Here is a 21,880-nt window from a genome sequence, read left to right as displayed (position 1 = left end):
CTCAAGACCCCATGGTGATGGCTTCGTTCACCAGCGCCTCCTGTTCGGCCTTGTGACGCGAGGCCAGACCCGTCGCCGGCGAGGCGGCGGCATGGCGGCCGACGTAACGGGCGCGGCCATGCTTGGCGCCAATGCGCGACAGCACCCATTCGATGTTCGGCTCGACAAAGCTCCAGGCGCCCTGGTTCTTCGGCTCTTCCTGACACCAGACGATTTCCGCCTGCTTGAACCGTTCCAGTTCCTTGGACATCGATTGCGCCGGGAAGGGATAAAACTGTTCCAGCCGCAGGATATAGACGTCATCGGCGCCGGCGGCGTCGCGCGCCTGCACCAGGTCGTAATAGACCTTGCCCGAACAGATCACCACGCGCCGGATTTTGTCGTCGGCGGCCAGCTTGAATTCGGACTTGCCGCGATCGGCGTCGTCGGCCAGCACGCGGTTGAACACCGATCCGGTCAGGAACTCGTCGGCGGTCGACACCGCCAGCGGGTGGCGCAGCAGCGATTTCGGCGTCATCAGCACCAGCGGCTTGCGGAAGGGCCGTTTCAACTGCCGGCGCAGGATGTGGAAATAGTTCGCCGGCGTGGTGCAGTTGGCGACGATCCAGTTGTCCTCGGCGCACATCTGCAGCCAGCGTTCCAGCCGGGCCGAACTGTGTTCCGGGCCCTGGCCCTCGTAGCCATGCGGCATCAGCATCACCAGACCCGACATGCGCAGCCACTTCTTTTCGCCCGAGGTGATGAACTGGTCGAACATGATCTGCGCGCCATTGGCGAAATCGCCGAACTGGGCTTCCCACATCACCAGGCTGTTCGGTTCGGCCAGCGAATAGCCGTATTCGAACCCCAGGACCGCATATTCCGACAGCATGGAATCGATCACCTCATACCGCGCCTGGCCGCCGCGGATATGGTTCAGCGGGTAATAGCGTTCCTCGGTGCTCTGGTCGATGAAGGCCGAATGCCGCTGGCTGAAGGTGCCGCGGGTCGAATCCTGGCCCGCCAGCCGCACCGGATGGCCCTCGATCAGCAGCGAGCCAAAGGCCAGCGCCTCACCCGTGGCCCAGTCGAAGCCGGTTCCGGTGTCGAACATCTGTTTCTTGGCCTCGAGCAGCCGGCCCACGGTCTTGTGCAGGTCGAAGCCCTCGGGCACGCGGGTCAGCGCGCCGCCCACCTCGGCCATGGTTTCGGCACTGATGCCGGTCTGGCCCAGGTTGTCCTCGGCGTGCTGCGATTCCAGGCCCGACCACTTGCCGTCCAGCCAGTCGGCCTTGTTCGGCTTGAAGTTCTTGCCGACCTCGAACTCCTCGTTCAGATGCGCCTGGAAGGCGGCCTTCATCTCCTCGATCTCGCCGGCGGGCACCAGGCCGTCGGCCACCAGCCGCTCGGTGTAAAGCTGCAACGTGGTCTTGTGGCCCTTGATCTTCTTGTACATGGCCGGGTTGGTGAACATCGGCTCATCGCCTTCGTTGTGACCGAAGCGGCGATAGCAGAAGATGTCCAGCACCACGTCCTTGTGGAATTTCTGCCGGAATTCGGTTGCCACGCGGGCGGCATGGACGACCGCCTCGGGGTCGTCGCCGTTCACGTGAAAGATCGGCGCCTCGACCATCAGCGCGATGTCGGTGGGATAGGGCGAGGTGCGGCTGAAATGCGGCGCCGTGGTAAAGCCGATCTGGTTGTTGACCACGATATGGATGGTGCCGCCGGTGCGATGACCGCGAATCCCCGACAGCTGGAAACATTCCGCCACGATGCCCTGACCGGCAAATGCGGCGTCCCCGTGCAGCAGGATTGGCAGCACCGCGGTGCGATGGGCCTGGTCAGACAGTTGATCCTGTTTGGCCCGCACCTTGCCCAGCACCACCGGATTCACGGCCTCGAGATGGCTGGGGTTGGCGGTCAGCGACAGGTGGACGGTATTGTCGTCGAAGGTGCGGTCCGAGGAGGCACCAAGGTGATATTTCACATCGCCCGAGCCGTCCACCTCGTCGGGCTTGTAGCTGCCGCCCTGGAATTCGTGGAAGATGGCGCGATAGGGCTTGCCCATCACATTGGCCAGCACCGACAGGCGGCCGCGGTGGGGCATGCCGATGACGATTTCCTTGACCCCCAGCGCGCCGCCGCGCTTGATGATCTGTTCCATCGCCGGGATCAGCGCCTCGCCCCCGTCCAGGCCGAAACGCTTGGTGCCCATGTATTTGACATGCAGGAACTTCTCGAAGCCCTCGGCCTCGACCAGCTTGTTGAGGATGGCGCGGCGGCCCTCGCGGGTAAAGGCGATCTCCTTGCCGTAGCCCTCGATCCGCTCCTTGAGCCAGGCGGCCTCCTCGGGGTCCGAGATATGCATGAACTGGATGGCAAAGGTGCCGCAATATGTGCGCCGCATCAGTTCGACGATCTGGCGCAGGGTGGCGATCTGCAGACCCAGGACGTTGTCGATGAAGATGGGGCGGTCCATGTCGGCGGCGGTAAAGCCGTAGGTTTCGGGCTTCAGTTCGCCGTGATCGGGGATCTCGCGCATGCCCAGAGGATCAAGATCGGCGTGCAGGTGGCCACGAATGCGGAAGGCGCGGATCAGCATGATGGCGCGCACGCTGTCCAGCACTGCGCGCTTGAGCTGGTCATCGCTGAGGCTGACGCCGCGTTCCCCGGCCTTGGCGGCGATCTTGTCCAGCGCTGCCTTGGCCTCGCCCTTGGGCATCATCGGCCATTCGCCGGTCAGGGCTGCGGTGGTGTCGTCGCCAGGCATCGGCGGCCAGTCCTTGCGCTGCCAGCTGGCGCCGCGCGCCTCGCGGGTGACGGTGCCTTCGTCATCGCCCAGGCTGCGGAAGAACGCGTCCCAGGCCGCGTCGACCGCGCCGGGATCCTGCGCCCACTGCCCGTAAAGCTGTTCGACATAGGTGGCGTTGTGACCTTGCAGAAAGCTGGAATCGTGGAAGGCTGCGTTGGGGGACTGATCGTTCATGGCTTTGCCTCCGGAAAGTTCTGTCCATTGGCCCCGATGCGGGGGGCATTGGTTTCGGGCTGAGGGCTGTTCCGGCCAGGGCCGGAAACAAGCCTGGTCTGAATTGTCTGATACCAGCCGGGCAGGTCGGCGCGTGTCTGGCGCAGCAGCGCCGGCAGATGGCGTCCGGCGTCCAGCGCGCCGCGCAGTTGCGGCAGGCGCCAGCGGCCGCCGGCAAGATCCTTGGGCAATTCGGCCAGCGTCATGCGCAGATACCACAGCGCGTAGCGGGCCAGATCGCGGCGCGGGCGGTCGCTGTTGCGCCGAACGAAATAGGCGACGTTCAGCAGGGCCAGGGTGCTGTTGATGCGCCGGCGGTCGCGCCCGGCCGCAGCCTCGAGGTGCCGGATCGGCGCGTCGGGGGCAAAGCCCAGCAGCCCGTGGCGGCCAAAGCGATAGCTGGCGTCCAGATCCTCGGCCATGCAGCTGCCGACCAGACCCTCGTCAAAGGGTTCGGCCTGCGCCACCCAGCGCCGCAGCGTCAGGGCAAAGCCCACGATGAAATCCACCCGCGCCAGCGGCGCCGGCAGGCGGTCGTCGCCCTGCCAGCGGCGCGCCGGGCTGTCATAGCCCACAAAGCGCTGGTCGGCCGGGATCATCAGCAGATGGCGCAGCGCGAAATCCGTCAGCCTGCGCATGGCCGCCGGCTGCTGCTGCACCAGCCGGCCGGCGCGATTTACCTGCTTGCGCGCCTGGGCACCGATTTCGGCATCCGGGGCGGCGGTATCTTCCGCAACGGGGCAGCAGGACAGCGCGACGATGCGGCCTGCGGTGTCGGCGCGGTAATGGTCCATGATGCGCTGCGCGGTCGCAGGCGCCAGCATGGCATCGTCGTCGATCATGAACAGGATGTCGGCGCTGGCCAGCGCCACGGCCTGGTTGCGCTGCGCCGTCAGCGACCGGCGCCGCGCCGGCTGATAGTGCAGCGGGCAGCTCCCGGCCTGGGCCACCAGCGCGGCGACGGCGTCGCGGTTGGCCTGCCAGTCGTCGCTGGCATCGATGATCACGATTTCCGAAGGCGGCAGGGTCGAGGCCAGGGCGTGGCGCACGCAGTTCAGCAACATGGCGCCGCGGTTGTAGGTGGCGACGCACAGCGCCCAGTCGCGGGCCTGACCGCGACGGTCGGGGTTCGCGGGCGCGTTCATGCCCGGCCCCGCGGAACGGCAGCGCCCGACAGGCTGGGGCACGGCGGGGCCACAGCGGGGCGAAACAGGGGCAGGCGAGGGCGGCGGTCCACTATGGCACCCGAGCTGAAGGGTTCTGGCATGGTCCCCGCTGACGGGGTGCCCCCCGAAGGTAGGCAGGGGCCATGCCCAAGTCAAAGTTCTGGCGGAACTGTTACCGGCCCAGCGCCTTCAGCACCGCCTCGCCAAGGCCCGCAGGGCTGTCGGCGACCACGATACCGGCGGATTTCATCGCCTCGATCTTGGATTCCGCATCGCCCTTGCCACCCGAGACGATGGCCCCGGCATGGCCCATGCGCCGGCCCTTGGGCGCGGTGCGGCCGGCGATGAAACCGGCGGTCGGCTTCCATTTGCCCTTGCGCTTCTGTTCGGCCAGGAACTCGGCGGCCTCTTCCTCGGCCGATCCGCCGATCTCGCCGATCATGATGATCGATTCGGTTTCGGGATCGTCCAGGAACATCTGCAGCACGTCGATGTGCTCCATGCCCTTGATCGGGTCGCCGCCGATGCCAACGGCGCTGGACTGGCCCAGGCCCACGTCCGAGGTCTGCTTGACCGCCTCGTAGGTCAGGGTGCCGGAGCGCGACACAACGCCCACCGAGCCGCGCTTGAAGATGCTGCCGGGCATGATGCCGATCTTGCATTCGTCGGGGGTCATGATCCCGGGGCAGTTCGGGCCGATCAGCCGCGATTTCGACCCCTGCAGGGCGCGCTTGACCTTCATCATGTCCAGCACCGGAATGCCCTCGGTGATCGCCACGATCAGCGGGATTTCGGCGTCGATCGCCTCGAGGATGGAATCGGCGGCGAAGGGCGGCGGCACATAGATCACCGTCGCGTTCGCGCCGGTTTTCGCCACCGCCTCATGGGCCGAGTTGAACACCGGCAGGCCCAGATGCTCGGTGCCGCCCTTTCCGGGGGTCACGCCGCCGACCATCTGCGTGCCATAGGCGATCGCCTGTTCGGTGTGGAAGGTGCCTTGCGAGCCGGTGATGCCCTGGCAGATGACTTTGGTGTCTTTGTTGACGAGAACGGCCATCTTCTTATCCTTTCACCGCTTTCACGATCTTCTGGGCGGCATCCGACAGGTCGTCGGCCGCGATCACGTTCAGCCCCGATTCACCGATGATCTTCTTGCCCAGATCGACGTTGGTGCCTTCGAGCCGCACGACCAGCGGCACTTGCAGGCCGACCTCCTTGACCGCGGCGATGATGCCCTCGGCAATGATGTCGCAGCGCATGATCCCGCCGAAGATGTTGACCAGGATGCCTTTGACATTCGGGTCCGAGGTGATGATCTTGAACGCCTCGGTCACCTTTTCCTTGCTGGCACCGCCGCCGACATCCAGGAAGTTCGCCGGTTCGGCGCCGTAAAGCTTGATGATGTCCATGGTGGCCATGGCCAGGCCCGCGCCGTTGACCATGCAACCGATCTCGCCGTCCAGCGCGATATAGTTCAGGTCGAACTTGGAGGCGGCCAGCTCCTTGGGATCTTCCTCGGTCTCGTCGCGCAGCGCCAGGATGTCGGGCTGGCGATAAAGCGCGTTGTTGTCGAAGCCCATCTTGGCGTCCAGGCACTTGATGTTGCCTTCGGGCGTCACGATCAGCGGGTTGATCTCCAGCATCTCCATGTCGCGCTCGATGAACATGCGATAGAGATTCTTGACCAGCTGCACGCATTGCTTGACCTGGGCGCCTTCAAGGCCCAAGGCAAAGGCCACGCGGCGACCATGGAAATCCGACAGGCCCGAGGCGGGATCGACGCTGAAGCTGACGATCTTTTCGGGGGTCTTGGCGGCAACTTCCTCGATGTCCATGCCGCCTTCGGTCGAGGCGACGAAGCTGATGCGCGAGGTGCCGCGATCGACCAGCAGCGCCAGATACAGTTCGCGCGCGATGTCGCTGCCATCCTCGATATAGATGCGGTTCACCTGCTTGCCGGTTTCGCCGGTCTGGTGGGTGACCAGGGTGCGGCCCAGCATCTGCCGGGTCAGCTCCTCGGCCTCGGCGACCGATTTGGCCAGCCGCACGCCGCCCTTTTCACCGGCTTCCTTTTCCTTGAAGTGACCCTTGCCACGGCCTCCGGCATGGATCTGGGCCTTGACGACCCAGAGCGGGCCGTCCAGTTCGCCGGCGGCGGCCTTGGCCTCGTCGGCCTTCATCACCACCCGCCCGTCCGAGACCGGCGCGCCATATTGGCGCAGCAGCGCCTTGGCCTGGTATTCATGGATGTTCATGGTGCTTCCCCGCAGTTGTCGGTTGCGGGGCTTGTGGCATATCCCCTCGGGCGGCCAAAGCATTATACGTGGCCAATTGCGCAAAAGGGGCAGGAAAGCCTGGTTTGTGATCACGCTAATTCGGCGTGTGATCACAAAACGCCGTCAACCTTGCGCCGGCGGATTCGTCGGCACCGGCAAAAGCGCGGGGCAGACAGGAAAAACCCCTGCAGGGCGAACCTGCAGGGGCAATCGGGATCCGGTCGCGCGGGCGATCACGCCAGGCTGCTGTCGATGCCCTTGCAGGCGGCGACAAGACCTTTGACCGCATCGACCGATTTCTGGAACATCGCCTGTTCATCGGCGTTCAAGGCAATGTCGATCACGCGTTCGATGCCATTGGCGCCGATGACGGTCGGCACGCCGACATACATGCCGTCAAGACCATAGGCGCCCTTGACATAGGCGGCGCAGGGCAGCACGCGCTTCTGATCCTTGAGATAGGCCTCGGCCATCTCGATCGCGCTGGTCGCCGGCGCGTAGAAGGCACTGCCGGTTTTCAGCAGGCCGACGATCTCGGCGCCGCCGTCACGGGTGCGCTGCACGATCGCGTCCAGTTTTTCCTGACTGGTCCAGCCCATCTTGACCAGGTCGGGCAGCGGAATGCCCGCCACGGTCGAGTAACGCACCAGCGGCACCATGGTATCGCCGTGTCCGCCCAGGACGAATGCGGTCACGTCGCGCATCGATACGCCGAATTCCAGCGACAGGAAATGGCGGAAGCGCGCCGAATCCAGCACGCCGGCCATGCCGACGACCTTTTCATGCGGCAGGCCCGAAAATTCGCGCAGCGCCCAGACCATGGCGTCGAGCGGGTTGGTGATGCAGATGACAAAGGCGTTCGGCGCATGTTTGGCGATGCCTTCGCCCACGGATTTCATCACCTTGAGGTTGATGCCCAGCAGATCGTCGCGCGACATGCCCGGCTTGCGCGGCACGCCGGCGGTGACGATGCAGACATCGGCGCCGGCGATATCGGCGTAATCGTTGGTGCCCTTCAGCGCGGCGTCAAAGCCCTCGGACGGGCCCGATTCGGCAATGTCCAGCGCCTTGCCCTGCGGCGTGCCCTCGGCAATGTCGAACAGGACGACATCGCCCAGTTCCTTCATTGCGGCCAGATGCGCCAGGGTGCCACCGATCTGTCCCGCACCGATGAGTGCGATCTTGGGTCGGGCCATGAGTAACCTCCGATTTCCATGACGGTTCGGCCGTGGCCTATTCCCTTGCAGGACGAATCGCAAGGCTTGGCGGCCGGGACGCAAGAAAATTGCCGCGCCGTGGCATCATCTGCGCCGCCCGGTCGGCGCGGTTCCCGGATGGCAGGCCGGACTGCCGCCGGCGGGGCTGGCCGGCAGGACGGCTTGCATGCCACAAAAGGATCCACAGGAGGGGTCATGGACATTACCGGCTGGGTTCTTGGGGTGATTGCGGCCTTCGCCATCGGTCTATCAAAGGGCGGATTGTCGATGGTGGGCACGATTTCGGTGCCGCTGATGGCGCTGGGCATGTCGCCGGTGCAGGCGGCAGGGATTCTGCTGCCGGTCTATATCGTGTCGGACATCGGCGGACTGATCGCCTTTCGGCGCCAGTTCGACCGCCGGGCGCTGAGCCGTGTCCTGCCCGGAGCGCTGGGCGGTATCGGCCTGGGCTGGGCCCTGGCGCATCACGTGGATGACCGTGTCGTGGCGCTGATGGTCGGTATCATCGGGCTGGCATTTGCCCTGAATGCCATGCTGCATCCGGCTTCTGATGGAAGGGCCCGCGCGCCCAGCTGGATCAAGGGCAGTTTCTGGGGCGGGGTTTCCGGCTTTACCAGCTTCATCTCGCATACCGGGGCGCCGCCCTATCAGGTCTATGCGCAGCCGCTGCGGATGTCGCCGCTGACCTATGCCGGAACCACCACCATCTATTTCGCCATCTGCAACGCCGCCAAGCTGGTCCCCTATGCGATGCTGGGCCAGCTGTCGCCGCGGAATCTGGGCGTGGCGCTGGCGCTGGCGTTGCCGGCGGTGCTGGGCGTGCTGGCGGGGCTGTGGCTGGTGCGGCGGATGCCGGCCCAGGTCTTTTACCGCTTCATCACCTGGGCGCTGGCCCTGGTTTCGATCAAGCTGATCTGGGACGGGTTGTGATGCCGCAGTGCGGCAAAATCGCCCTTGCCATCTGATGCGTTTGCGGGCAGCTTTGCGCAAGATTCTTACGCGAGGCTGCGATGACCCGACCCTATCGTTCCGTGCTGTATATTCCCGCCGCCAATGCCCGGGCCATGGACAAGGCGCGGACCCTGGCCGCCGATGCCATCATCTTCGATCTCGAGGATGCGGTGGCCCCGGCGGAAAAGCCGGCGGCGCGCGGATTGTTGGCCCAGGCGCTGCAGGCGGATTACGGCGGCCGGGCGCGCATCGTGCGCATCAACGGGCTGGACACCGAATGGGGCCGTGACGACGCCATCGCCTTTGCCAGCGGCGCCGATGCGGTGCTGATCCCCAAGGTCAGCCGCCCGGCGGATCTGGACCGCGTGGCCGAGCTGGTGCCGCAGACGCCGCTGTGGGCGATGATGGAAACCGCCGAGGGCATGTTGAACGCCCAGGCCATCGCCGCCCATCCGCGCCTGCATGGCATGGTGATGGGCACCAACGATCTGGCCAAGGAACTGGTCAGCCGCTTTCGCCCCGACCGGCTGGCGATGCTGACCGGGCTGGGGTTGTGCCTGCTGGCGGCGCGCGCGCATGGGCGGGTGATCGTCGACGGCGTGTTCAATGCCTTCAAGGACGACGAGGGCCTGCGCGCGGAATGCGAACAGGGTCGCGACATGGGATTCGACGGCAAGACGCTGATCCACCCCGCCCAGCTTGCGATCGCGAACCAGGTCTTTGCCCCATCCGAGGAGGAAATCGACCTGGCGCGGCGGCAGATCCAGGCCTTTGACGAGGCGCAGGCCCAGGGCAAGGGGGTGGCGGTGGTCGATGGCCGCATCGTCGAGAACCTGCACGTGGAAACCGCGCGCAAGACCCTGGCGAAGGCCGGGGCAATTGCCGCGCTGGCCGGCTGATGGCAGTCTGGGCCGCAAAGGCAACTGCACGGAGGGCCAAGGGATGGTGATGCTGATACTGGGCGTGGCGCTGTGGTGGGGGGCGCATCTGCTCAAGCGGTTGGCGCCGGGCCTGCGCGACCGGCTGGGGCGCGGCGGCATCGCCGGGCTGCTGGTGCTGTCGGTGGTGCTGATGGTGCTGGGCTATCGCGGCGCGGCGGGCCCGGTCTGGTGGGGCGCCAGCGCCGCCACGGTCGGCATCAACAACCTGCTGGTCCTGGCCGCCTTTTACCTGTTCGCCGCCGCCGGCATGAAAACCCGCATCACCGCCCGCATCCGCCACCCGCAACTGACCGGGTTCGCGCTGTGGGCCCTGGCGCATCTCTTGGTCAACGGCGATCTGCCCAGTGCGATCCTTTTCGGCGGGCTGTTCTTGTGGGCGTTGGTCGAGATTGTGGTCATCAACCGTGCCCAGCCACAGTGGACCCCGCCCGCCGGCCCGTTTCCGGCCCGCAAGGAACTCATGGCCGGACTGGGGGCGCTGCTGGTGATGCTGGTGGTCGGGCTGATCCACCGCTGGCTTGGCTACAACCCGTTCGGAGCCTGAGATGCCCCTGATCTACCGCCTGCTGACCGAGGACGACACCTCGGCATTCTGTCACAAGGTCAGCGCGGCGCTGGCCGCCGGCTGGCAATTGCACGGCAGCCCCGCCTATGCCTTTGACGCCGCGCGCGGGGTGATGCGCTGTGCCCAGGCCGTCACCAAGGAAATCGGCGAACCCTATCATCCCGACATGAAACTGGGGCAGCAATGACCAAGACCAATCCCGGCCGCTTCTTCGAGGATTACCGCATCGGCCAGGTGATCCGCCATGCCGTGCCCCGCACTGTCGCCGAAGGGGAAAGGGCGCTCTATCACGCGCTGTATCCGGCCCGGCATGCGCTGTATTCCTCGGACGAGTTTGCGGCCGATTGCGGGCTGGAAAGCAGTCCGCTGGACGATCTGATCGCCTTTCACGTCGTGTTCGGCAAGTCGGTGCCCGACATCAGCCTGAACGCGGTGGCGAACCTGGGCTATGCCCAGGGTCGCTGGCTGCATCCGGTCTGGCCCGGCGACACGCTGCGCGCGGAATCAGAGGTGATCGGGCTCAGGGAAAACTCGAACGGCACATCCGGCGTGGTCTATGTGCGCACGCGCGGGCTGAACCAGATGGGCATTGCGGTGCTGGACTATGTGCGCTGGGTGATGGTGCGCAAGCGCGATCCCGCTGCACCGGCGCCGCAGCCGGTCCTGCCGGATCTGGCCGCGGTGGTGGCGCCACAGGATCTGGTGGTGCCGGCGGGGCTGGACTTCAGCCGGTATGATTTCGAGCTGGCCGGCGAGCCGCACCGCTGGGGCGACTACAGCCCGGGCGAGATCATCGACCACGTCGATGGCGTCACCATCGAAGAGGCCGAGCACATGCTGGCCACCCGGCTGTGGCAGAACACCGCCAAGGTGCATTTCGACGCCACCCATCGCCAGGACGGCCGGCGCCTGATCTATGGCGGCCATGTCATCAGCCTGGCGCGGGCGCTGTCCTTCAACGGGCTGGCCAATGCGCAGATGATCGTGGCGCTGAATGCCGGTGCCCATGCCAACCCCTGTTTCGCCGGCGATACCGTGCGGGCTTGGTCCGAGGTGCTGGACAAGGCCCCGACCGAGGCGCCGGGCGTCGGCGCCATCCGCCTGCGGCTGGTCGCGCACAAGGGCGCGGCAGGTGATCACGTTTTGCGCGGGCCTGACGGAAAATATCATCCGCAGGTCTTGCTGGACCTGGATTACTGGGCCTTGATGCCCATGTGATCCGCCCGGTCGGGGCCGGGTCCGGCCCCGCCACCCGCGTTTTTTCCGGCTTTCGCTGGGGAATCGCGGGGTTTTCGGAAAAGGATCGTCCCGGTTGGGGCAATCCGCGCCGATGTGATCACGGCTGGCGTTTGCGTGATCACAAAATCGGAAAATCTGCCGGCAAACGCCGCAATGCCGCCGTCGGCCCGTGACAGCGGGAAATATTGGACTAGAAGCGATTGCAAATTCGGCCAGCCCTTGCCGCCAGCCGCGACGCGCGGCCAGGGCCCTGAACGCAGGAGAGCGCATCATGGCTGACGTCAACCGGGGAAACCGGCCGCTGTCACCGCATCTGCAGGTCTATCGCCTGCCCCTTGCCGCCATCACCTCGATCCTGACCCGCATCACCGGCCATGCGCTGGTGGCGGGCATCGTGCTGATCGTCTGGTGGCTGGTCGCCGCCGTGGCCTCGCCGCGTGCCTTCGCTGCCGCCGATTGGGTGGTGCGGTCCTGGCTGGGCTTTCTGATCCTGACCGGGTCGATGTGGGCGCTGTGGTATCACCTGCTGGCCGGGCTGCGGCACCTGTTCTATGACGCCGGCTATGGGCTGGAAATCGACCAGGCGCAGAAATCCAGCCAGGCGCTGATCGCCGGTTCGGTAATTCTGGCCGTGCTGACCCTGATCATCTTCTTCGTGTTCTAAGGAGGGCGGCAGATGCGCTATATCACCCCCCGCAAGGCTGCGCAGGGCCTGGGTTCGGCCCATCAGGGCACGCTGCATCATTGGGCAATGACGGTGACTGCGGTCGCGCTGCTGATCCTGACGCCGCTGTTCATGATCGTGGTGGCCCGCGCCATCGGCCTGCCGCATCAGCAACTTCTGGTCTATTTCGGGCGACCGATCCCGGCGCTGATCACCGGGCTGTTCGTTGCCGTGGGCATGGTGCATTTCATCAAGGGCACCCGGATCATGATCGACGACTATCTGCAGGGCACCGCCCGCAAGGCCGCGATCATCTTTTCTGTCATCCTTGGCTGGACGGTGATCGCCGCGGCCATCTACGCGCTGGCCCGCATGGGTCTGGGCGCGATCGTCGTGCTTTGAGGGATCGCCATGGCTGCTTATCAATACCAGACGCATGATTACGACGTGGTGGTCGTCGGCGCCGGCGGCGCCGGGCTGCGCGCGACGCTGGGCATGGCCGAACAGGGCCTGCGCACCGCCTGCGTGACCAAGGTGTTCCCGACCCGCTCGCATACGGTGGCGGCACAGGGCGGCATCGCCGCGTCGCTGTCGAACATGGGCCCGGACAACTGGCAATGGCACATGTATGACACCGTCAAGGGCTCGGACTGGCTGGGCGATACCGACGCCATGGAATACCTGGCGCGCGAGGCCCCCAAGGCCGTCTATGAGCTGGAACATTACGGCGTGCCGTTTTCCCGCACCGAAGAGGGCAAGATCTACCAGCGCCCCTTTGGCGGCCACACCACCGAATTCGGCGAAGGCCCGCCGGTGCAGCGCACCTGCGCCGCCGCCGACCGCACCGGCCATGCGATCCTGCACACGCTTTACGGCCAGTCGCTGAAGGAAAAGGCCGAATTCTTCATCGAATATTTCGCGCTGGACCTGATCGTCACCGATGGCCGCTGCACCGGCGTGGTGTGCTGGAAACTGGATGACGGCACCATCCACGTGTTCAACGCCAAGATGGTGGTGCTGGCCACGGGCGGCTATGGGCGCGCCTATTTCAGCGCCACCTCGGCCCATACCTGCACCGGCGACGGCGGCGGGATGGTGGCGCGCGCCGGCCTGCCCCTGCAGGACATGGAATTCGTGCAGTTCCATCCGACCGGCATCTATGGCTCGGGCTGCCTGATCACCGAAGGCGCCCGCGGCGAGGGCGGCTATCTGACCAATTCCGAGGGCGAGCGTTTCATGGAACGCTATGCACCCACCTACAAGGATCTGGCCAGCCGCGACGTGGTCAGCCGCTGCATGACCATCGAGATCCGCGAAGGCCGCGGCGTTGGCGCGCACAAGGACCACATCTTCCTGAACCTGATGCATCTGCCGCCGGAAACCCTGCACGAGCGTCTGCCGGGCATTTCGGAATCGGCCAGGATCTTTGCCGGTGTCGATGTCACCCGCGAACCGATCCCGGTGCTGCCGACGGTGCATTACAACATGGGCGGCATCCCCACCAACTACTGGGGCGAGGTTCTGAACCCGACCGAGGCCGACCCGGATGCGGTGTTCCCCGGGCTGATGGCGGTCGGCGAGGCGGGATGCGCCTCGGTCCATGGCGCGAACCGGCTGGGCTCGAACAGCCTGATCGACCTGGTGGTGTTCGGCCGCGCCGCCGCGATCCGCGCCGGACAGGTGATCGACCGCAAATCGGCCATTCCCTCGACCAACCGTCAGGCGGTCGATCAGGTGATGGATCGCTTCGACCGGTTGCGCCATGCCAATGGCGCGGTGCCCACTGCCGAATTGCGCCTTGAGATGCAGCGCACCATGCAGGCGGATGCGGCGGTGTTCCGCACCGACAAGACGCTTGCCGAAGGGGTCGACAAGATGCGCCGCATCGCGGCCAAGCTGGACGATCTGAAGGTGACGGATCGCAGCCTGATCTGGAACAGCGACCTGATGGAGACGCTGGAGCTGACCAACCTGATGCCGAACGCCCTGGCGACGATTGTCGCGGCCGAGGCGCGCAAGGAAAGCCGCGGCGCCCATGCTCATGAGGACTGGCCCGAGCGGGATGATGCCAATTGGCGCAAGCACTCGCTTGCCTGGGTCGAAGGGAACGATGTTAAACTGGCCTATCGGCCCGTTCACCTCGAACCGCTGACGCGGCAAGAGGACGGCGGGATCGATCTCAAGAAGATCGCACCGAAAGCGAGGGTTTATTGATGCGTTTTCCCCTGATCCTGACGGCTGCGGCGCTGGCCGTGTCCGGTTGCGTCGTGCAGTCGCCCGGCGTTGCGCCGATGCCTCCGGCCGTGCCGCCGGTCACGGCGCCCGCGCCGGCGCCAGATGCCGCCATCCGTTCGTCCGCCCGCGTGGTCGTCAATCGCGAGATGGCCAAGCGTCTGCCGGGCGCGAATGTCGCCCCCTATACCGATTGCGTGATGCAGAACGCCACCACGGCGGAACTGGCCAGCATTGCCGACAGCGCCAATACCGGCGCCAGCAGCGCAGTGGCGGCCATCGTTGCCCGGCCGGCCACCTCCCAGTGCATTGCCGGGGCTGCGGCCGCAGCCAGGCGGACGGCCTGATGCGCGCCCGGCATCGCCGCAGTGGCGTCGCCCTGACGCTGGCGGGGCTGGCCCTGATGCTGGCGGCCTGCGTGCAGGCGCCGATCCCGCTCGCCCAGGCGGAAACCATCTGCGCGGCCGAGGCCCGCAGCGCAGCGGTGCCGGAAAGCCCCCGCACCCGCGTCGGGCTTGGCGTGGGCTCGGGCGGCTATCGCGGCGGCTTCGTGTCGGTCGAAGTCCCTGCCGATCGTATCGTCCCGCGCGATCCCGCGCAGGTCTTCAGCAATTGCGTGCAGCGCCGATCGGGGCAGATGCCATCGCGGCCGCTGACGGAACAACCGGGATGGAAGGCGGGCTGACGCCTTTCACCCCAGCACAGCGCAGGACGGCTTATCGCAAGATGGCGGTCTGACCACCAGGAGTAGAGCCCAATGGTCCAACTTACCCTTCCCAAGAACAGCCGCATGCGGGTCGGCAAGACCTGGCCCAAGCCCGCGGGGGCCACGAACCTGCGCCGTTTCAACATCTATCGCTGGGATCCCGACAGCGGGGAAAATCCGCGCATCGACACCTATTTTGTCGACATGGACAATTGCGGGCCGATGGTTCTGGACGCGCTGATCAAGATCAAGAACGAGATCGATCCGACGCTGACCTTTCGCCGGTCCTGCCGCGAGGGGATCTGTGGATCCTGTGCCATGAACATCGATGGCGGCAACCATCTGGCCTGCATCTACGGCATGGACGAGATCAAGGGCGACGTGAACATCTATCCGCTGCCGCATATGCCGGTGGTCAAGGATCTGGTGCCGGACCTGACGCATTTCTATGCCCAGCATGCCTCGGTCAATCCCTATCTGATCACCGAAACCCCGACCCCCGACAAGGAGTGGCGGCAATCGATCGAGGATCGCAAGAAGCTGGACGGGCTTTATGAGTGTATCCTTTGCGCGTCCTGTTCGACCTCTTGCCCAAGCTACTGGTGGAACGGCGACCGCTATCTGGGCCCCGCGGCGTTGCTGGCTGCCTATCGCTGGATCATCGATTCGCGCGACGAGGCCACGGGCGAGCGGCTGGATGCGCTTGAGGATCCGTTCAAGCTGTATCGTTGCCACACGATCATGAACTGCACCAACACCTGTCCCAAGGGGCTGAACCCGGCCAAGGCCATCGCCTCGATCAAGCACATGATGGTCGATCGGGTGGTGTGACCCGGTCATGCCGCGCGCACATGGCGGCCCTGCCGCTGGCGGCAGGCTGACGCCGCGTCGCAGCGATGTAAGACGTTGCCGCGCGGCATTATATCATTCCGGGGAGGAAATCGCTTCTGACCCCGGAGTGCAGCAATGAACACGACCCCGAAGATCACCCCCCAACCCGCGGCATCGGCGCAAACCCTGCCGGCGCTTGCGGTTCTTGATCAGATGTATGGCTATTTCAGTTTTGCGCGCCTGACGCGCCGTCCGGCGCAAGATCCTGCCTGACCAGGCCGGATCGCAGGCACCCCGCACGGTCGGGGAATGCGTGCCGCAATGGCTGCGGCACGCGCGGCGGTCATCAGTCGATGGCGACCATCACATCCGATGCCTTGATGACGGCATAGGCGTCGCCGCCGACGGTCAGGCCCAGGGAATCCACGGCCTCGTTGGTGATCGACGAGGTGACGACGGCGCCGTTGCCGATGTCGATCTGGACATGGGCGGTGGTGGCGCCCTTGGTCAGGGCGACGATCTTGCCCTTGAAGCTGTTGCGCGCGCTGAGTTTCATGCGGCTTTCCTTTCAGTTTTGGTCGAGCGCGTCCTGTAGCCCGTCCGGCAGCGCGGCGGCAAGGGGCTGCGCGCAACTGTCGCCGGTGCGTCTCAGATCACGATCGGTTGCAGCACCTCGGGCTCGATCACCGCGACCCCCGGCAGCCCGGCCTGCAGCGCGCGGGCATCCTGCGCCAGCATCGGGAAGGTGCGGTAGTGACAGGGGATCACGGTCTTGAAATCGAAATACTTGCGGGCGGCCCAGGCGGCGCGATCCATGTCCATGGTGAAATGGCCGCCGCAGGCCAGGATGCCGATGTCGGGGCGGTGATATTCCCCCATCCAGCCCATGTCTGCCATGATGTCGGTGTCGCCCGACACATAGATCACATGGCCCTCGCCGGCGATCATGTAGCCCGATTCGTGGCCGGCATAGACCGGCCCCTCGGCACCCTCCAGGGAGGAGGAGTGCGCGGCATTGACCATGGTCACCCTGGCCCCGCCCAGATCCACCGTGCCGCCCTTGTTGTAGCCGATGCCCTCGATGCCCTCGTGACGGGTCCAGGTCGAGATAATGTCATAGATGCCCACCACCGGGATGCCCAGTTCGCGGGCGATGGCGATGGTGTCGCCGGTATGGTCGCCGTGGCCATGGGTGATCAGGATGTGGGTGGCGCCCCCGATGGCCTCGGCGCGGCGTTCGGCCGGAAACATCGGATTGCCCGACAGCCAGGGGTCGATCAGGATCACCGCCCGTTCGATTTCAAGCCGAAAACCGGAATGGCCTAGCCAGGTCAGTTTCATCGCGTGCTCCTTGCTGTTCGGTGCGTTCATCCTGCCAAGGGCGGGGGGCGGCGTAAAGTTCCGCTTGCGCAGCCGCTTGCCCCCCCTGCGCCCCGGCGCTAAACCCGGCGCAAGCGAAAGGAGCCCCCATGGCGATCACTCAGGATGAAGCCCGCAAGGTCGCGCATCTGGCGCGCATCGCGGTCAAGGACGCCGACCTGCCCGCTTTGGCGCAGCAGCTGAACGGTATCCTGCATTTCATGGAACAGTTGAACGAGGTCGATGTCGATGGCGTCGAGCCGATGACCGGGGTCGAGCCGATGCGGCTCAAGCGCCGCGAGGATGTCGTGACCGACGGCAACATGCAGGATCTGATCCTGAAGAACGCGCCCGATGCGCGCGAGGGTTTCTTTGCCGTGCCGAAGGTGGTGGAATGACCGAACCGAACCGCATGACCATTGCCCAGGCCCGCGACGCGCTGGCCCGGGGCGACATCACCGCCGTCGAACTGACCGAAGCCTGCCTGAACGCCATCGAAGATTCGGGCGCGCTGAACGCCTTTGTCCACAACACCCCCGAAAAGGCGCGCGAGATGGCGCGGGCGGCCGATCAGCGCCTGCGCGCCGGCGAGGCCGCGCCGATGACCGGGATCCCCGTGGGGGTCAAGGATCTGTTCTGCGTGCGCGATGTGCCCAGCCAGTCGGCCAGCCGGATCCTCGAGGGTTTTTGCCCGCCCTATGAATCGACTGTCACCCAGAACCTGTGGGATCAGGGCGCGGTCATGCTGGGCAAGCTGAACCAGGACGAATTCGGCATGGGCTCGTCCACCGAACACAGCGTCTATGGCGCGACCGTCAACCCTTGGAAGCTGGGCGATGGCGTGGCGCGCACGGCCGGCGGCTCGTCGGGGGGCTCGGCGGCGGCGGTGGCGGCCGATCTGTGCCTGGGGGCGACCGCGACCGACACCGGCGGCTCGATCCGCCAGCCGGCGGCCTTCACCGGCACGGTGGGGCTGCGCCCGACCTATGGCCGCGTCAGCCGCTGGGGGGTGATCGCCTATGCCAGCTCGCTGGATCAGGCCGGGCCGATCACCAAGACCGTGCGCGACGCCGCGATCATGCTGGGGGCGATGGCTTCGGTCGATCCAAGGGATTCGACCAGCGCCGACCGCCCGGTGCCCGATTACGAAGCCGCGCTGTCCGGCGACATCCGCGGCAAGCGCATCGGGATTCCCCGCGAATATCGCATCGACGGCCTGTCGGATGAAATCGACGCGCTGTGGTCGCGCACCGCCGAGATGCTGAAGGACGCCGGTGCCCAGATCGTCGATATCAGCCTGCCGCATACGAAATACGCGCTGCCGGCCTATTACGTGATCGCCCCGGCCGAGGCTTCCTCGAACCTGGCCCGCTATGACGGCGTGCGCTATGGCCGCCGCGCCCGGCTGGATGCCGGCGATGGCGTGGTCGAGATGTATGAAAAGACCCGCGCCGAGGGCTTCGGCCCCGAGGTGCAGCGCCGCATCATGATCGGCACCTATGTGCTGTCGGCCGGCTTCTACGACGCCTATTACAACCGTGCGCGCAAGGTCCGCGCGCTGATCAAGCGCGATTTCGACCAGGCCTATGCCGCCGGCGTCGATGCCATCCTGGCGCCGACCACCCCCAGCGCCGCCTTTGCCCTGGGTTCGGCCAATGACGCCAACCCCGTCGAGATGTATCTGAACGACGTGTTCACCGTGACGCTGAACCTTGCCGGGCTGCCGGGCATTTCGGTGCCGGTGGCGCTGAACGCTCAGGGCTTGCCGCTGGGGATGCAGCTGATCGGCCGACCCTGGGACGAAGGCGGGCTTTTGAACCTTGCGCAGGTGCTGGAAACTGCGGCAGGCTTCGACGCGAAACCCCCGCGCTGGTGGTGACCGGCGCCAAGCGGAGGAAGTGATGGCCAAGATCGCGCGACTGGGCATGCTGGGCGCAGGGCTGCTGTGCCTGGCAGCCTGTGCCGAAAACACCGGCTGGAACCCGAATTACAGCGCCATGCACAACGGCTCGCGCTATGCGGCCTATGTCCAACAGCGCGAGGCCGCCTTGCAGGGTCGGGCGGCGGTGCCGCCGGTGATCCCGCTGGCGCTGCCGGTGCAGGCGCCGACTGCTGCCGATATCGCCGGCACGACCGCGCGCCGTCAGGTCGCGCCGGGAACCGTAAGGGTCAGCCAACGCCCGGCGGCGCAGCCCGCGCCGGCGACGGTTGCTGCGGCGCCGGCGAACGGTCCCACGCCGATGCTGGTGCGTTATGCCCATCAGCAGACGCATGCACCCGGAACCCGGGTGTATCCGCGCAGCGGCGGCTCGGATGCGGCGGCGATGCGCCTTTGCCGCGGTTTTGCCGATGCTGCCGCGGCGCAGGCCGCATTTCTGGCCGCCGGCGGCCCGCTGATCGATCCGCGCGGCATGGATCCCGACGGCGACGGCTATGTCTGCGGCTGGGATCCCGCGCCCTATCGCCAGCCCAGGCTTTGAGCCTGTCGCCCAATCACGGGGATCGGCGCGGGCAGCGGCCAACGCTGGTGGTCCTGCACTACACCGGCATGGCTGATGCCGCCCAGGCGCGCGCGCGGCTGTGCGATCCGCTGGCCGAAGTCAGCGCCCATTGGCTGATCCATGAATCCGGACTGACCGAGGCGCTTGTGGCCGAGGATCGCCGCGCATGGCACGCCGGCGCCGGCTCCTGGCAGGGGCAGGCGGATGTCAATTCCCGCAGCATCGGCATCGAATTGGCCAATCCCGGCGACCGACCCTTTCCCGAACCGCAGATGGCCGCGCTGGAGGTGCTGCTGCGCGCGGTGATGGCGCGCTGGCAGATCCCGGCCGCCGGGGTGATCGCGCATTCCGACATGGCGCCCGACCGCAAGATCGACCCCGGCCCGCGCTTCGACTGGCGGCGGCTGGCGCTGCAAGGGCTGGCGGTCTGGCCGCAGCCCGGCGCCGATCTGCCGCTGGAGGACAGCCTGACACGCATCGGCTATCCGCCGGGTCCGGGCCGGCTGGCGGCATTCCGGCTGCGGTTCCGGCCCTGGGCGCGCGGCCCCGAGGATGAAACCGACCGCCGGCTGGCGGCCGGCCTTGCCTACAGCCTGTCATAGATGGCGCGCAGGCGCCGTGCTTCGTCATCAAGACCAAAGGGCGGGTTCACGACGAACATGCCCGATCCGATCATGCCGTGACCGGGGCGCGCCGGCGGAAAGCCCACTTCCGAGCGCAGCGCCTGCGGATGGTTGTTCGCCAGCGCCGCCAGCATCGGCCGGTGGCGGTCGTCGCGCAGCAGCGGATACCACAATGCAATCACGCCGACGTTCCACTTTCGCGCCAGTTTGGCGATCTGGCCGGGGATCGCGGAATAGTCTGTCTTGAGCTCATAGCTGGGGTCGATCAGCAGCAGCCCCCGGCGCGGGGTCGGCGGGCACAGTGCCTGCGCCATCCGGAAGCCGTCCTGACGGTGCAGATGCGCAAAGCCCGCCACTGCCGCCAGGGCCTGGTGTTCGCCCGGATGCAGCTCGGCCAGATGCGCGACATCGCCGGGGCGCAGGAAATGGTGCGCGATCAGCGGCGATCCCGGATAGGCGTGGGGTCCGTGCGCAGCCCGGATCGCCGACAGCGCCCGCATCAACGGATGATCGGCGGCCAGCCAACCCTGATCCAGCGCGCGCCGGATGCCCTGCGCGGCCTCGCCGGTCTTGTCTGCCTCGGCCCCGGCCAGGTCGTAAAGGCCGCGCCCGGCATGGGTTTCCAGATAGCTGATCGGTTTCGGCTTGCGGGTCAGGTAATCCAGCATCCACGCCAGCAGCGCGTGCTTGTGCAGATCGGCCAGGTTACCGGCGTGAAAGGCGTGCTGATAGGACAACATCCGCCCCGCTTAGCCCGCGCATGTCGAAATGAAAAGCGGCGACGCCCAGGGAGGAGGAGGGGGCGCCGCCGCACAACGCTGGCCCAGGGAGGAGGAGGGGCCGCGTATGGATGCGGCAATGGCAGGGAGGAGGGCGCCATCGCCGCGTATCGACAGCCCAGGGAGGAGGAGAGGCCGTCGCATTCCTGCGCCTTGCGGCGCGTATTTCAAGGCGGCGCCCCCAGGGAGGAGGAGACGGGGCGCCGCCGGAACCGGGAAGCCCAGGGAGGAGGAGGGGCTTCGCCGTAAGGATGGCGGCATCCTCGGGGAGGAGGGAGAGTCTGCCGCCTGAACTGCGAAACCCGGGGAGGAGGGAAGGGTTTCGCGGTATCTGTGGCAGCAGCTTCGCCATCTGGTGGAAGCTGCTGCCGGCTTTCCTGGCGGCACCCTCAGGGAGGAGGGAGGGAGGATGCCGCCGAAACCCGGACCCAGGGAGGAGGAGGGGTCCGGAAAGGGAAACTTACTTGCGCCCCCAGGCCGCTTCATAGGCGACGCTGGTCAGGCTGGACGGGGTCAGGCCCAGATCGGCCAGTTCGCGCGTGCTCAGCCCGCGCAGTTCGCGGACGGTCTGGTTGTAGAGGGCGCGGCGGGCCATGTAGTCGCGGGCATTTGCGATGAAGCCGGAAATCGTGCCGATCAGGCCGGTTTCGCTGCGCTGCGCGCCATGGATCAGATCAAGAACAGCCATCTTCTTACCTTCGGTCTTTCGTCTGGCGCGGCGGGGTTTCGGGTGCCGCGCTGTTGAAGCCAAGATGGCGCTGTTTCTGCATTTGCACAATGGCTGCGGGGCGAGATGCTGCTATGCAGTATCGGAATGGCTTGC

Annotated in this window: 25 protein-coding genes; 16 read left to right on the top strand and 9 right to left on the bottom strand. The window is 66.3% G+C overall.

Annotated elements, in window-relative coordinates; all coding sequences use genetic code 11:
- Nucleotide 1: 1 nt before the first annotated feature.
- From GB880_RS01920 to mdh, 5 genes are all read right to left on the bottom strand, one after another.
- Nucleotides 2-2,968, bottom strand: a complete 2,967-nt coding sequence (locus GB880_RS01920; protein ID WP_154493947.1) for a 2-oxoglutarate dehydrogenase E1 component — start codon at nucleotides 2,966-2,968, stop codon at nucleotides 2-4.
- Nucleotides 2,965-4,152 carry a glycosyltransferase family 2 protein gene (locus GB880_RS01915; RefSeq protein WP_154493946.1) on the bottom strand — a complete coding sequence of 396 codons (1,188 nt, stop codon included), beginning with the start codon at nucleotides 4,150-4,152 and terminating at the stop codon, nucleotides 2,965-2,967. Before GB880_RS01915 ends, GB880_RS01920 begins: the two co-directional genes overlap by 4 nt.
- A 193-nt stretch (nucleotides 4,153-4,345) precedes the next feature.
- Nucleotides 4,346-5,230, bottom strand: coding sequence for a succinate--CoA ligase subunit alpha (gene sucD / locus GB880_RS01910; RefSeq protein ID WP_154493945.1), 885 nt, complete (start codon nucleotides 5,228-5,230; stop codon nucleotides 4,346-4,348).
- A 4-nt stretch (nucleotides 5,231-5,234) separates the two neighbouring features.
- Complete coding sequence (sucC, locus tag GB880_RS01905) at nucleotides 5,235-6,428, bottom strand: ADP-forming succinate--CoA ligase subunit beta (RefSeq protein ID WP_154493944.1); 1,194 nt, start codon at nucleotides 6,426-6,428, stop codon at nucleotides 5,235-5,237.
- Between the two features lie 254 nt (nucleotides 6,429-6,682).
- Complete coding sequence (mdh, locus tag GB880_RS01900; RefSeq protein WP_154493943.1) at nucleotides 6,683-7,645, bottom strand: malate dehydrogenase; 963 nt, start codon at nucleotides 7,643-7,645, stop codon at nucleotides 6,683-6,685.
- Between the two features lie 216 nt (nucleotides 7,646-7,861).
- On the opposite strand from mdh, the gene GB880_RS01895 reads away from it, so the two are divergent.
- From GB880_RS01895 to GB880_RS01840, 12 genes are all read left to right on the top strand, one after another.
- On the top strand, nucleotides 7,862-8,596 hold the full coding sequence (locus GB880_RS01895; protein ID WP_154493942.1) for a sulfite exporter TauE/SafE family protein: 735 nt from the start codon (nucleotides 7,862-7,864) through the stop codon (nucleotides 8,594-8,596).
- Between the two features lie 80 nt (nucleotides 8,597-8,676).
- Nucleotides 8,677-9,516 (top strand): HpcH/HpaI aldolase/citrate lyase family protein, encoded by an 840-nt coding sequence (locus GB880_RS01890; RefSeq protein WP_154493941.1) that lies wholly within the window; start codon nucleotides 8,677-8,679, stop codon nucleotides 9,514-9,516.
- 43 nt (nucleotides 9,517-9,559) lie between these two features.
- Nucleotides 9,560-10,102, top strand: a complete 543-nt coding sequence (locus GB880_RS01885; protein ID WP_154493940.1) for an NnrU family protein — start codon at nucleotides 9,560-9,562, stop codon at nucleotides 10,100-10,102.
- Between the two features lies 1 nt (nucleotide 10,103).
- Nucleotides 10,104-10,310: a DUF1737 domain-containing protein gene (locus GB880_RS01880; RefSeq protein ID WP_154493939.1), complete on the top strand. Its 207-nt coding sequence runs from the start codon at nucleotides 10,104-10,106 to the stop codon at nucleotides 10,308-10,310.
- On the top strand, nucleotides 10,307-11,341 hold the full coding sequence (locus GB880_RS01875) for a MaoC family dehydratase (protein WP_154493938.1): 1,035 nt from the start codon (nucleotides 10,307-10,309) through the stop codon (nucleotides 11,339-11,341). Before GB880_RS01880 ends, GB880_RS01875 begins: the two co-directional genes overlap by 4 nt.
- A gap of 292 nt (nucleotides 11,342-11,633) precedes the next feature.
- Complete coding sequence (sdhC, locus tag GB880_RS01870; RefSeq protein WP_154493937.1) at nucleotides 11,634-12,026, top strand: succinate dehydrogenase, cytochrome b556 subunit; 393 nt, start codon at nucleotides 11,634-11,636, stop codon at nucleotides 12,024-12,026.
- Between the two features lie 12 nt (nucleotides 12,027-12,038).
- A complete protein-coding gene (locus tag GB880_RS01865) occupies nucleotides 12,039-12,428 on the top strand; it encodes a succinate dehydrogenase, hydrophobic membrane anchor protein (RefSeq protein ID WP_154493936.1) in 390 nt (129 codons plus the stop codon).
- Between the two features lie 9 nt (nucleotides 12,429-12,437).
- Nucleotides 12,438-14,240 carry a succinate dehydrogenase flavoprotein subunit gene (gene sdhA, locus GB880_RS01860; RefSeq protein WP_154493935.1) on the top strand — a complete coding sequence of 601 codons (1,803 nt, stop codon included), beginning with the start codon at nucleotides 12,438-12,440 and terminating at the stop codon, nucleotides 14,238-14,240.
- On the top strand, nucleotides 14,240-14,605 hold the full coding sequence (locus GB880_RS01855; protein WP_154493934.1) for a hypothetical protein: 366 nt from the start codon (nucleotides 14,240-14,242) through the stop codon (nucleotides 14,603-14,605). Before sdhA ends, GB880_RS01855 begins: the two co-directional genes overlap by 1 nt.
- Entirely contained in the window at nucleotides 14,605-14,943 is a 339-nt protein-coding gene (locus tag GB880_RS01850) for a hypothetical protein (RefSeq protein WP_263467243.1), read from the top strand. The genes GB880_RS01855 and GB880_RS01850 overlap by 1 nt, the downstream gene beginning before the upstream one ends.
- Nucleotides 14,944-15,015: 72 nt before the next feature.
- Entirely contained in the window at nucleotides 15,016-15,795 is a 780-nt protein-coding gene (locus GB880_RS01845) for a succinate dehydrogenase iron-sulfur subunit (protein ID WP_154493932.1), read from the top strand.
- A gap of 135 nt (nucleotides 15,796-15,930) precedes the next feature.
- A complete protein-coding gene (locus GB880_RS01840) occupies nucleotides 15,931-16,068 on the top strand; it encodes a hypothetical protein (RefSeq protein ID WP_154493931.1) in 138 nt (45 codons plus the stop codon).
- A gap of 73 nt (nucleotides 16,069-16,141) precedes the next feature.
- Here the strand turns inward: GB880_RS01840 and GB880_RS01835 are convergent, their stop codons facing one another.
- Both GB880_RS01835 and GB880_RS01830 read right to left on the bottom strand, forming a co-directional pair.
- Nucleotides 16,142-16,351 carry a TOBE domain-containing protein gene (locus GB880_RS01835; protein ID WP_154493930.1) on the bottom strand — a complete coding sequence of 70 codons (210 nt, stop codon included), beginning with the start codon at nucleotides 16,349-16,351 and terminating at the stop codon, nucleotides 16,142-16,144.
- Between the two features lie 92 nt (nucleotides 16,352-16,443).
- Nucleotides 16,444-17,136, bottom strand: coding sequence for a metal-dependent hydrolase (locus GB880_RS01830; RefSeq protein ID WP_154493929.1), 693 nt, complete (start codon nucleotides 17,134-17,136; stop codon nucleotides 16,444-16,446).
- Between the two features lie 128 nt (nucleotides 17,137-17,264).
- On the opposite strand from GB880_RS01830, the gene gatC reads away from it, so the two are divergent.
- Genes gatC through GB880_RS01810 form a run of 4 tightly spaced genes read left to right on the top strand, consistent with a single transcriptional unit; the run spans nucleotide 17,265 to nucleotide 20,257 of the window.
- Entirely contained in the window at nucleotides 17,265-17,552 is a 288-nt protein-coding gene (gene gatC, locus GB880_RS01825; protein ID WP_154493928.1) for an Asp-tRNA(Asn)/Glu-tRNA(Gln) amidotransferase subunit GatC, read from the top strand.
- Nucleotides 17,549-19,033, top strand: coding sequence for an Asp-tRNA(Asn)/Glu-tRNA(Gln) amidotransferase subunit GatA (gatA, locus tag GB880_RS01820; RefSeq protein ID WP_154493927.1), 1,485 nt, complete (start codon nucleotides 17,549-17,551; stop codon nucleotides 19,031-19,033). The genes gatC and gatA overlap by 4 nt, the downstream gene beginning before the upstream one ends.
- Before the next feature lie 22 nt (nucleotides 19,034-19,055).
- Entirely contained in the window at nucleotides 19,056-19,634 is a 579-nt protein-coding gene (locus tag GB880_RS01815; protein ID WP_154550477.1) for a hypothetical protein, read from the top strand.
- Nucleotides 19,631-20,257 carry an N-acetylmuramoyl-L-alanine amidase gene (locus GB880_RS01810; protein WP_154493926.1) on the top strand — a complete coding sequence of 209 codons (627 nt, stop codon included), beginning with the start codon at nucleotides 19,631-19,633 and terminating at the stop codon, nucleotides 20,255-20,257. The genes GB880_RS01815 and GB880_RS01810 overlap by 4 nt, the downstream gene beginning before the upstream one ends.
- Here the strand turns inward: GB880_RS01810 and GB880_RS01805 are convergent.
- Together GB880_RS01805 and GB880_RS01800 are read right to left on the bottom strand one after the other, a co-directional pair.
- Nucleotides 20,242-21,018: a 23S rRNA (adenine(2030)-N(6))-methyltransferase RlmJ gene (locus GB880_RS01805; protein WP_154493925.1), complete on the bottom strand. Its 777-nt coding sequence runs from the start codon at nucleotides 21,016-21,018 to the stop codon at nucleotides 20,242-20,244. The genes GB880_RS01810 and GB880_RS01805 overlap by 16 nt on opposite strands.
- A 499-nt stretch (nucleotides 21,019-21,517) precedes the next feature.
- Nucleotides 21,518-21,745, bottom strand: coding sequence for a DUF1127 domain-containing protein (locus GB880_RS01800; RefSeq protein ID WP_154493924.1), 228 nt, complete (start codon nucleotides 21,743-21,745; stop codon nucleotides 21,518-21,520).
- Nucleotides 21,746-21,880: the final 135 nt, after the last annotated feature.

It is taken from the genome of Paracoccus sp. SMMA_5_TC (assembly GCF_009696685.2).
In the GTDB taxonomy this organism is placed as follows: Bacteria; Pseudomonadota; Alphaproteobacteria; order Rhodobacterales; family Rhodobacteraceae; genus Paracoccus.
The sequence above is the reverse complement of the archived record's forward strand: the minus strand, read 5'-3'. Positions and strand labels throughout refer to the sequence as shown.

Excerpts from the sequence above, each read along its gene's own strand:
- GB880_RS01845 (WP_154493932.1), top strand. The coding sequence starts at position 15,016 with ATGGTCCAACTTACCCTTCCCAAGAACAGCCGCATGCGGGTCGGCAAG.
- GB880_RS01915 (WP_154493946.1), bottom strand. The coding sequence starts at position 4,152 with ATGAACGCGCCCGCGAACCCCGACCGTCGCGGTCAGGCCCGCGACTGG.
- GB880_RS01875 (WP_154493938.1), top strand. The coding sequence starts at position 10,307 with ATGACCAAGACCAATCCCGGCCGCTTCTTCGAGGATTACCGCATCGGC.
- GB880_RS01855 (WP_154493934.1), top strand. The coding sequence starts at position 14,240 with ATGCGTTTTCCCCTGATCCTGACGGCTGCGGCGCTGGCCGTGTCCGGT.
- GB880_RS01815 (WP_154550477.1), top strand. The coding sequence starts at position 19,056 with ATGGCCAAGATCGCGCGACTGGGCATGCTGGGCGCAGGGCTGCTGTGC.
- sucC (WP_154493944.1), bottom strand. The coding sequence starts at position 6,428 with ATGAACATCCATGAATACCAGGCCAAGGCGCTGCTGCGCCAATATGGC.
- GB880_RS01865 (WP_154493936.1), top strand. The coding sequence starts at position 12,039 with ATGCGCTATATCACCCCCCGCAAGGCTGCGCAGGGCCTGGGTTCGGCC.
- sucD (WP_154493945.1), bottom strand. The coding sequence starts at position 5,230 with ATGGCCGTTCTCGTCAACAAAGACACCAAAGTCATCTGCCAGGGCATC.
- GB880_RS01800 (WP_154493924.1), bottom strand. The coding sequence starts at position 21,745 with ATGGCTGTTCTTGATCTGATCCATGGCGCGCAGCGCAGCGAAACCGGC.
- gatA (WP_154493927.1), top strand. The coding sequence starts at position 17,549 with ATGACCGAACCGAACCGCATGACCATTGCCCAGGCCCGCGACGCGCTG.
- GB880_RS01895 (WP_154493942.1), top strand. The coding sequence starts at position 7,862 with ATGGACATTACCGGCTGGGTTCTTGGGGTGATTGCGGCCTTCGCCATC.
- sdhA (WP_154493935.1), top strand. The coding sequence starts at position 12,438 with ATGGCTGCTTATCAATACCAGACGCATGATTACGACGTGGTGGTCGTC.
- gatC (WP_154493928.1), top strand. The coding sequence starts at position 17,265 with ATGGCGATCACTCAGGATGAAGCCCGCAAGGTCGCGCATCTGGCGCGC.
- mdh (WP_154493943.1), bottom strand. The coding sequence starts at position 7,645 with ATGGCCCGACCCAAGATCGCACTCATCGGTGCGGGACAGATCGGTGGC.
- GB880_RS01830 (WP_154493929.1), bottom strand. The coding sequence starts at position 17,136 with ATGAAACTGACCTGGCTAGGCCATTCCGGTTTTCGGCTTGAAATCGAA.
- GB880_RS01885 (WP_154493940.1), top strand. The coding sequence starts at position 9,560 with ATGGTGATGCTGATACTGGGCGTGGCGCTGTGGTGGGGGGCGCATCTG.
- GB880_RS01880 (WP_154493939.1), top strand. The coding sequence starts at position 10,104 with ATGCCCCTGATCTACCGCCTGCTGACCGAGGACGACACCTCGGCATTC.
- GB880_RS01920 (WP_154493947.1), bottom strand. The coding sequence starts at position 2,968 with ATGAACGATCAGTCCCCCAACGCAGCCTTCCACGATTCCAGCTTTCTG.
- GB880_RS01890 (WP_154493941.1), top strand. The coding sequence starts at position 8,677 with ATGACCCGACCCTATCGTTCCGTGCTGTATATTCCCGCCGCCAATGCC.
- GB880_RS01835 (WP_154493930.1), bottom strand. The coding sequence starts at position 16,351 with ATGAAACTCAGCGCGCGCAACAGCTTCAAGGGCAAGATCGTCGCCCTG.
- GB880_RS01850 (WP_263467243.1), top strand. The coding sequence starts at position 14,605 with ATGCGCGCCCGGCATCGCCGCAGTGGCGTCGCCCTGACGCTGGCGGGG.
- GB880_RS01840 (WP_154493931.1), top strand. The coding sequence starts at position 15,931 with ATGAACACGACCCCGAAGATCACCCCCCAACCCGCGGCATCGGCGCAA.
- sdhC (WP_154493937.1), top strand. The coding sequence starts at position 11,634 with ATGGCTGACGTCAACCGGGGAAACCGGCCGCTGTCACCGCATCTGCAG.
- GB880_RS01805 (WP_154493925.1), bottom strand. The coding sequence starts at position 21,018 with ATGTTGTCCTATCAGCACGCCTTTCACGCCGGTAACCTGGCCGATCTG.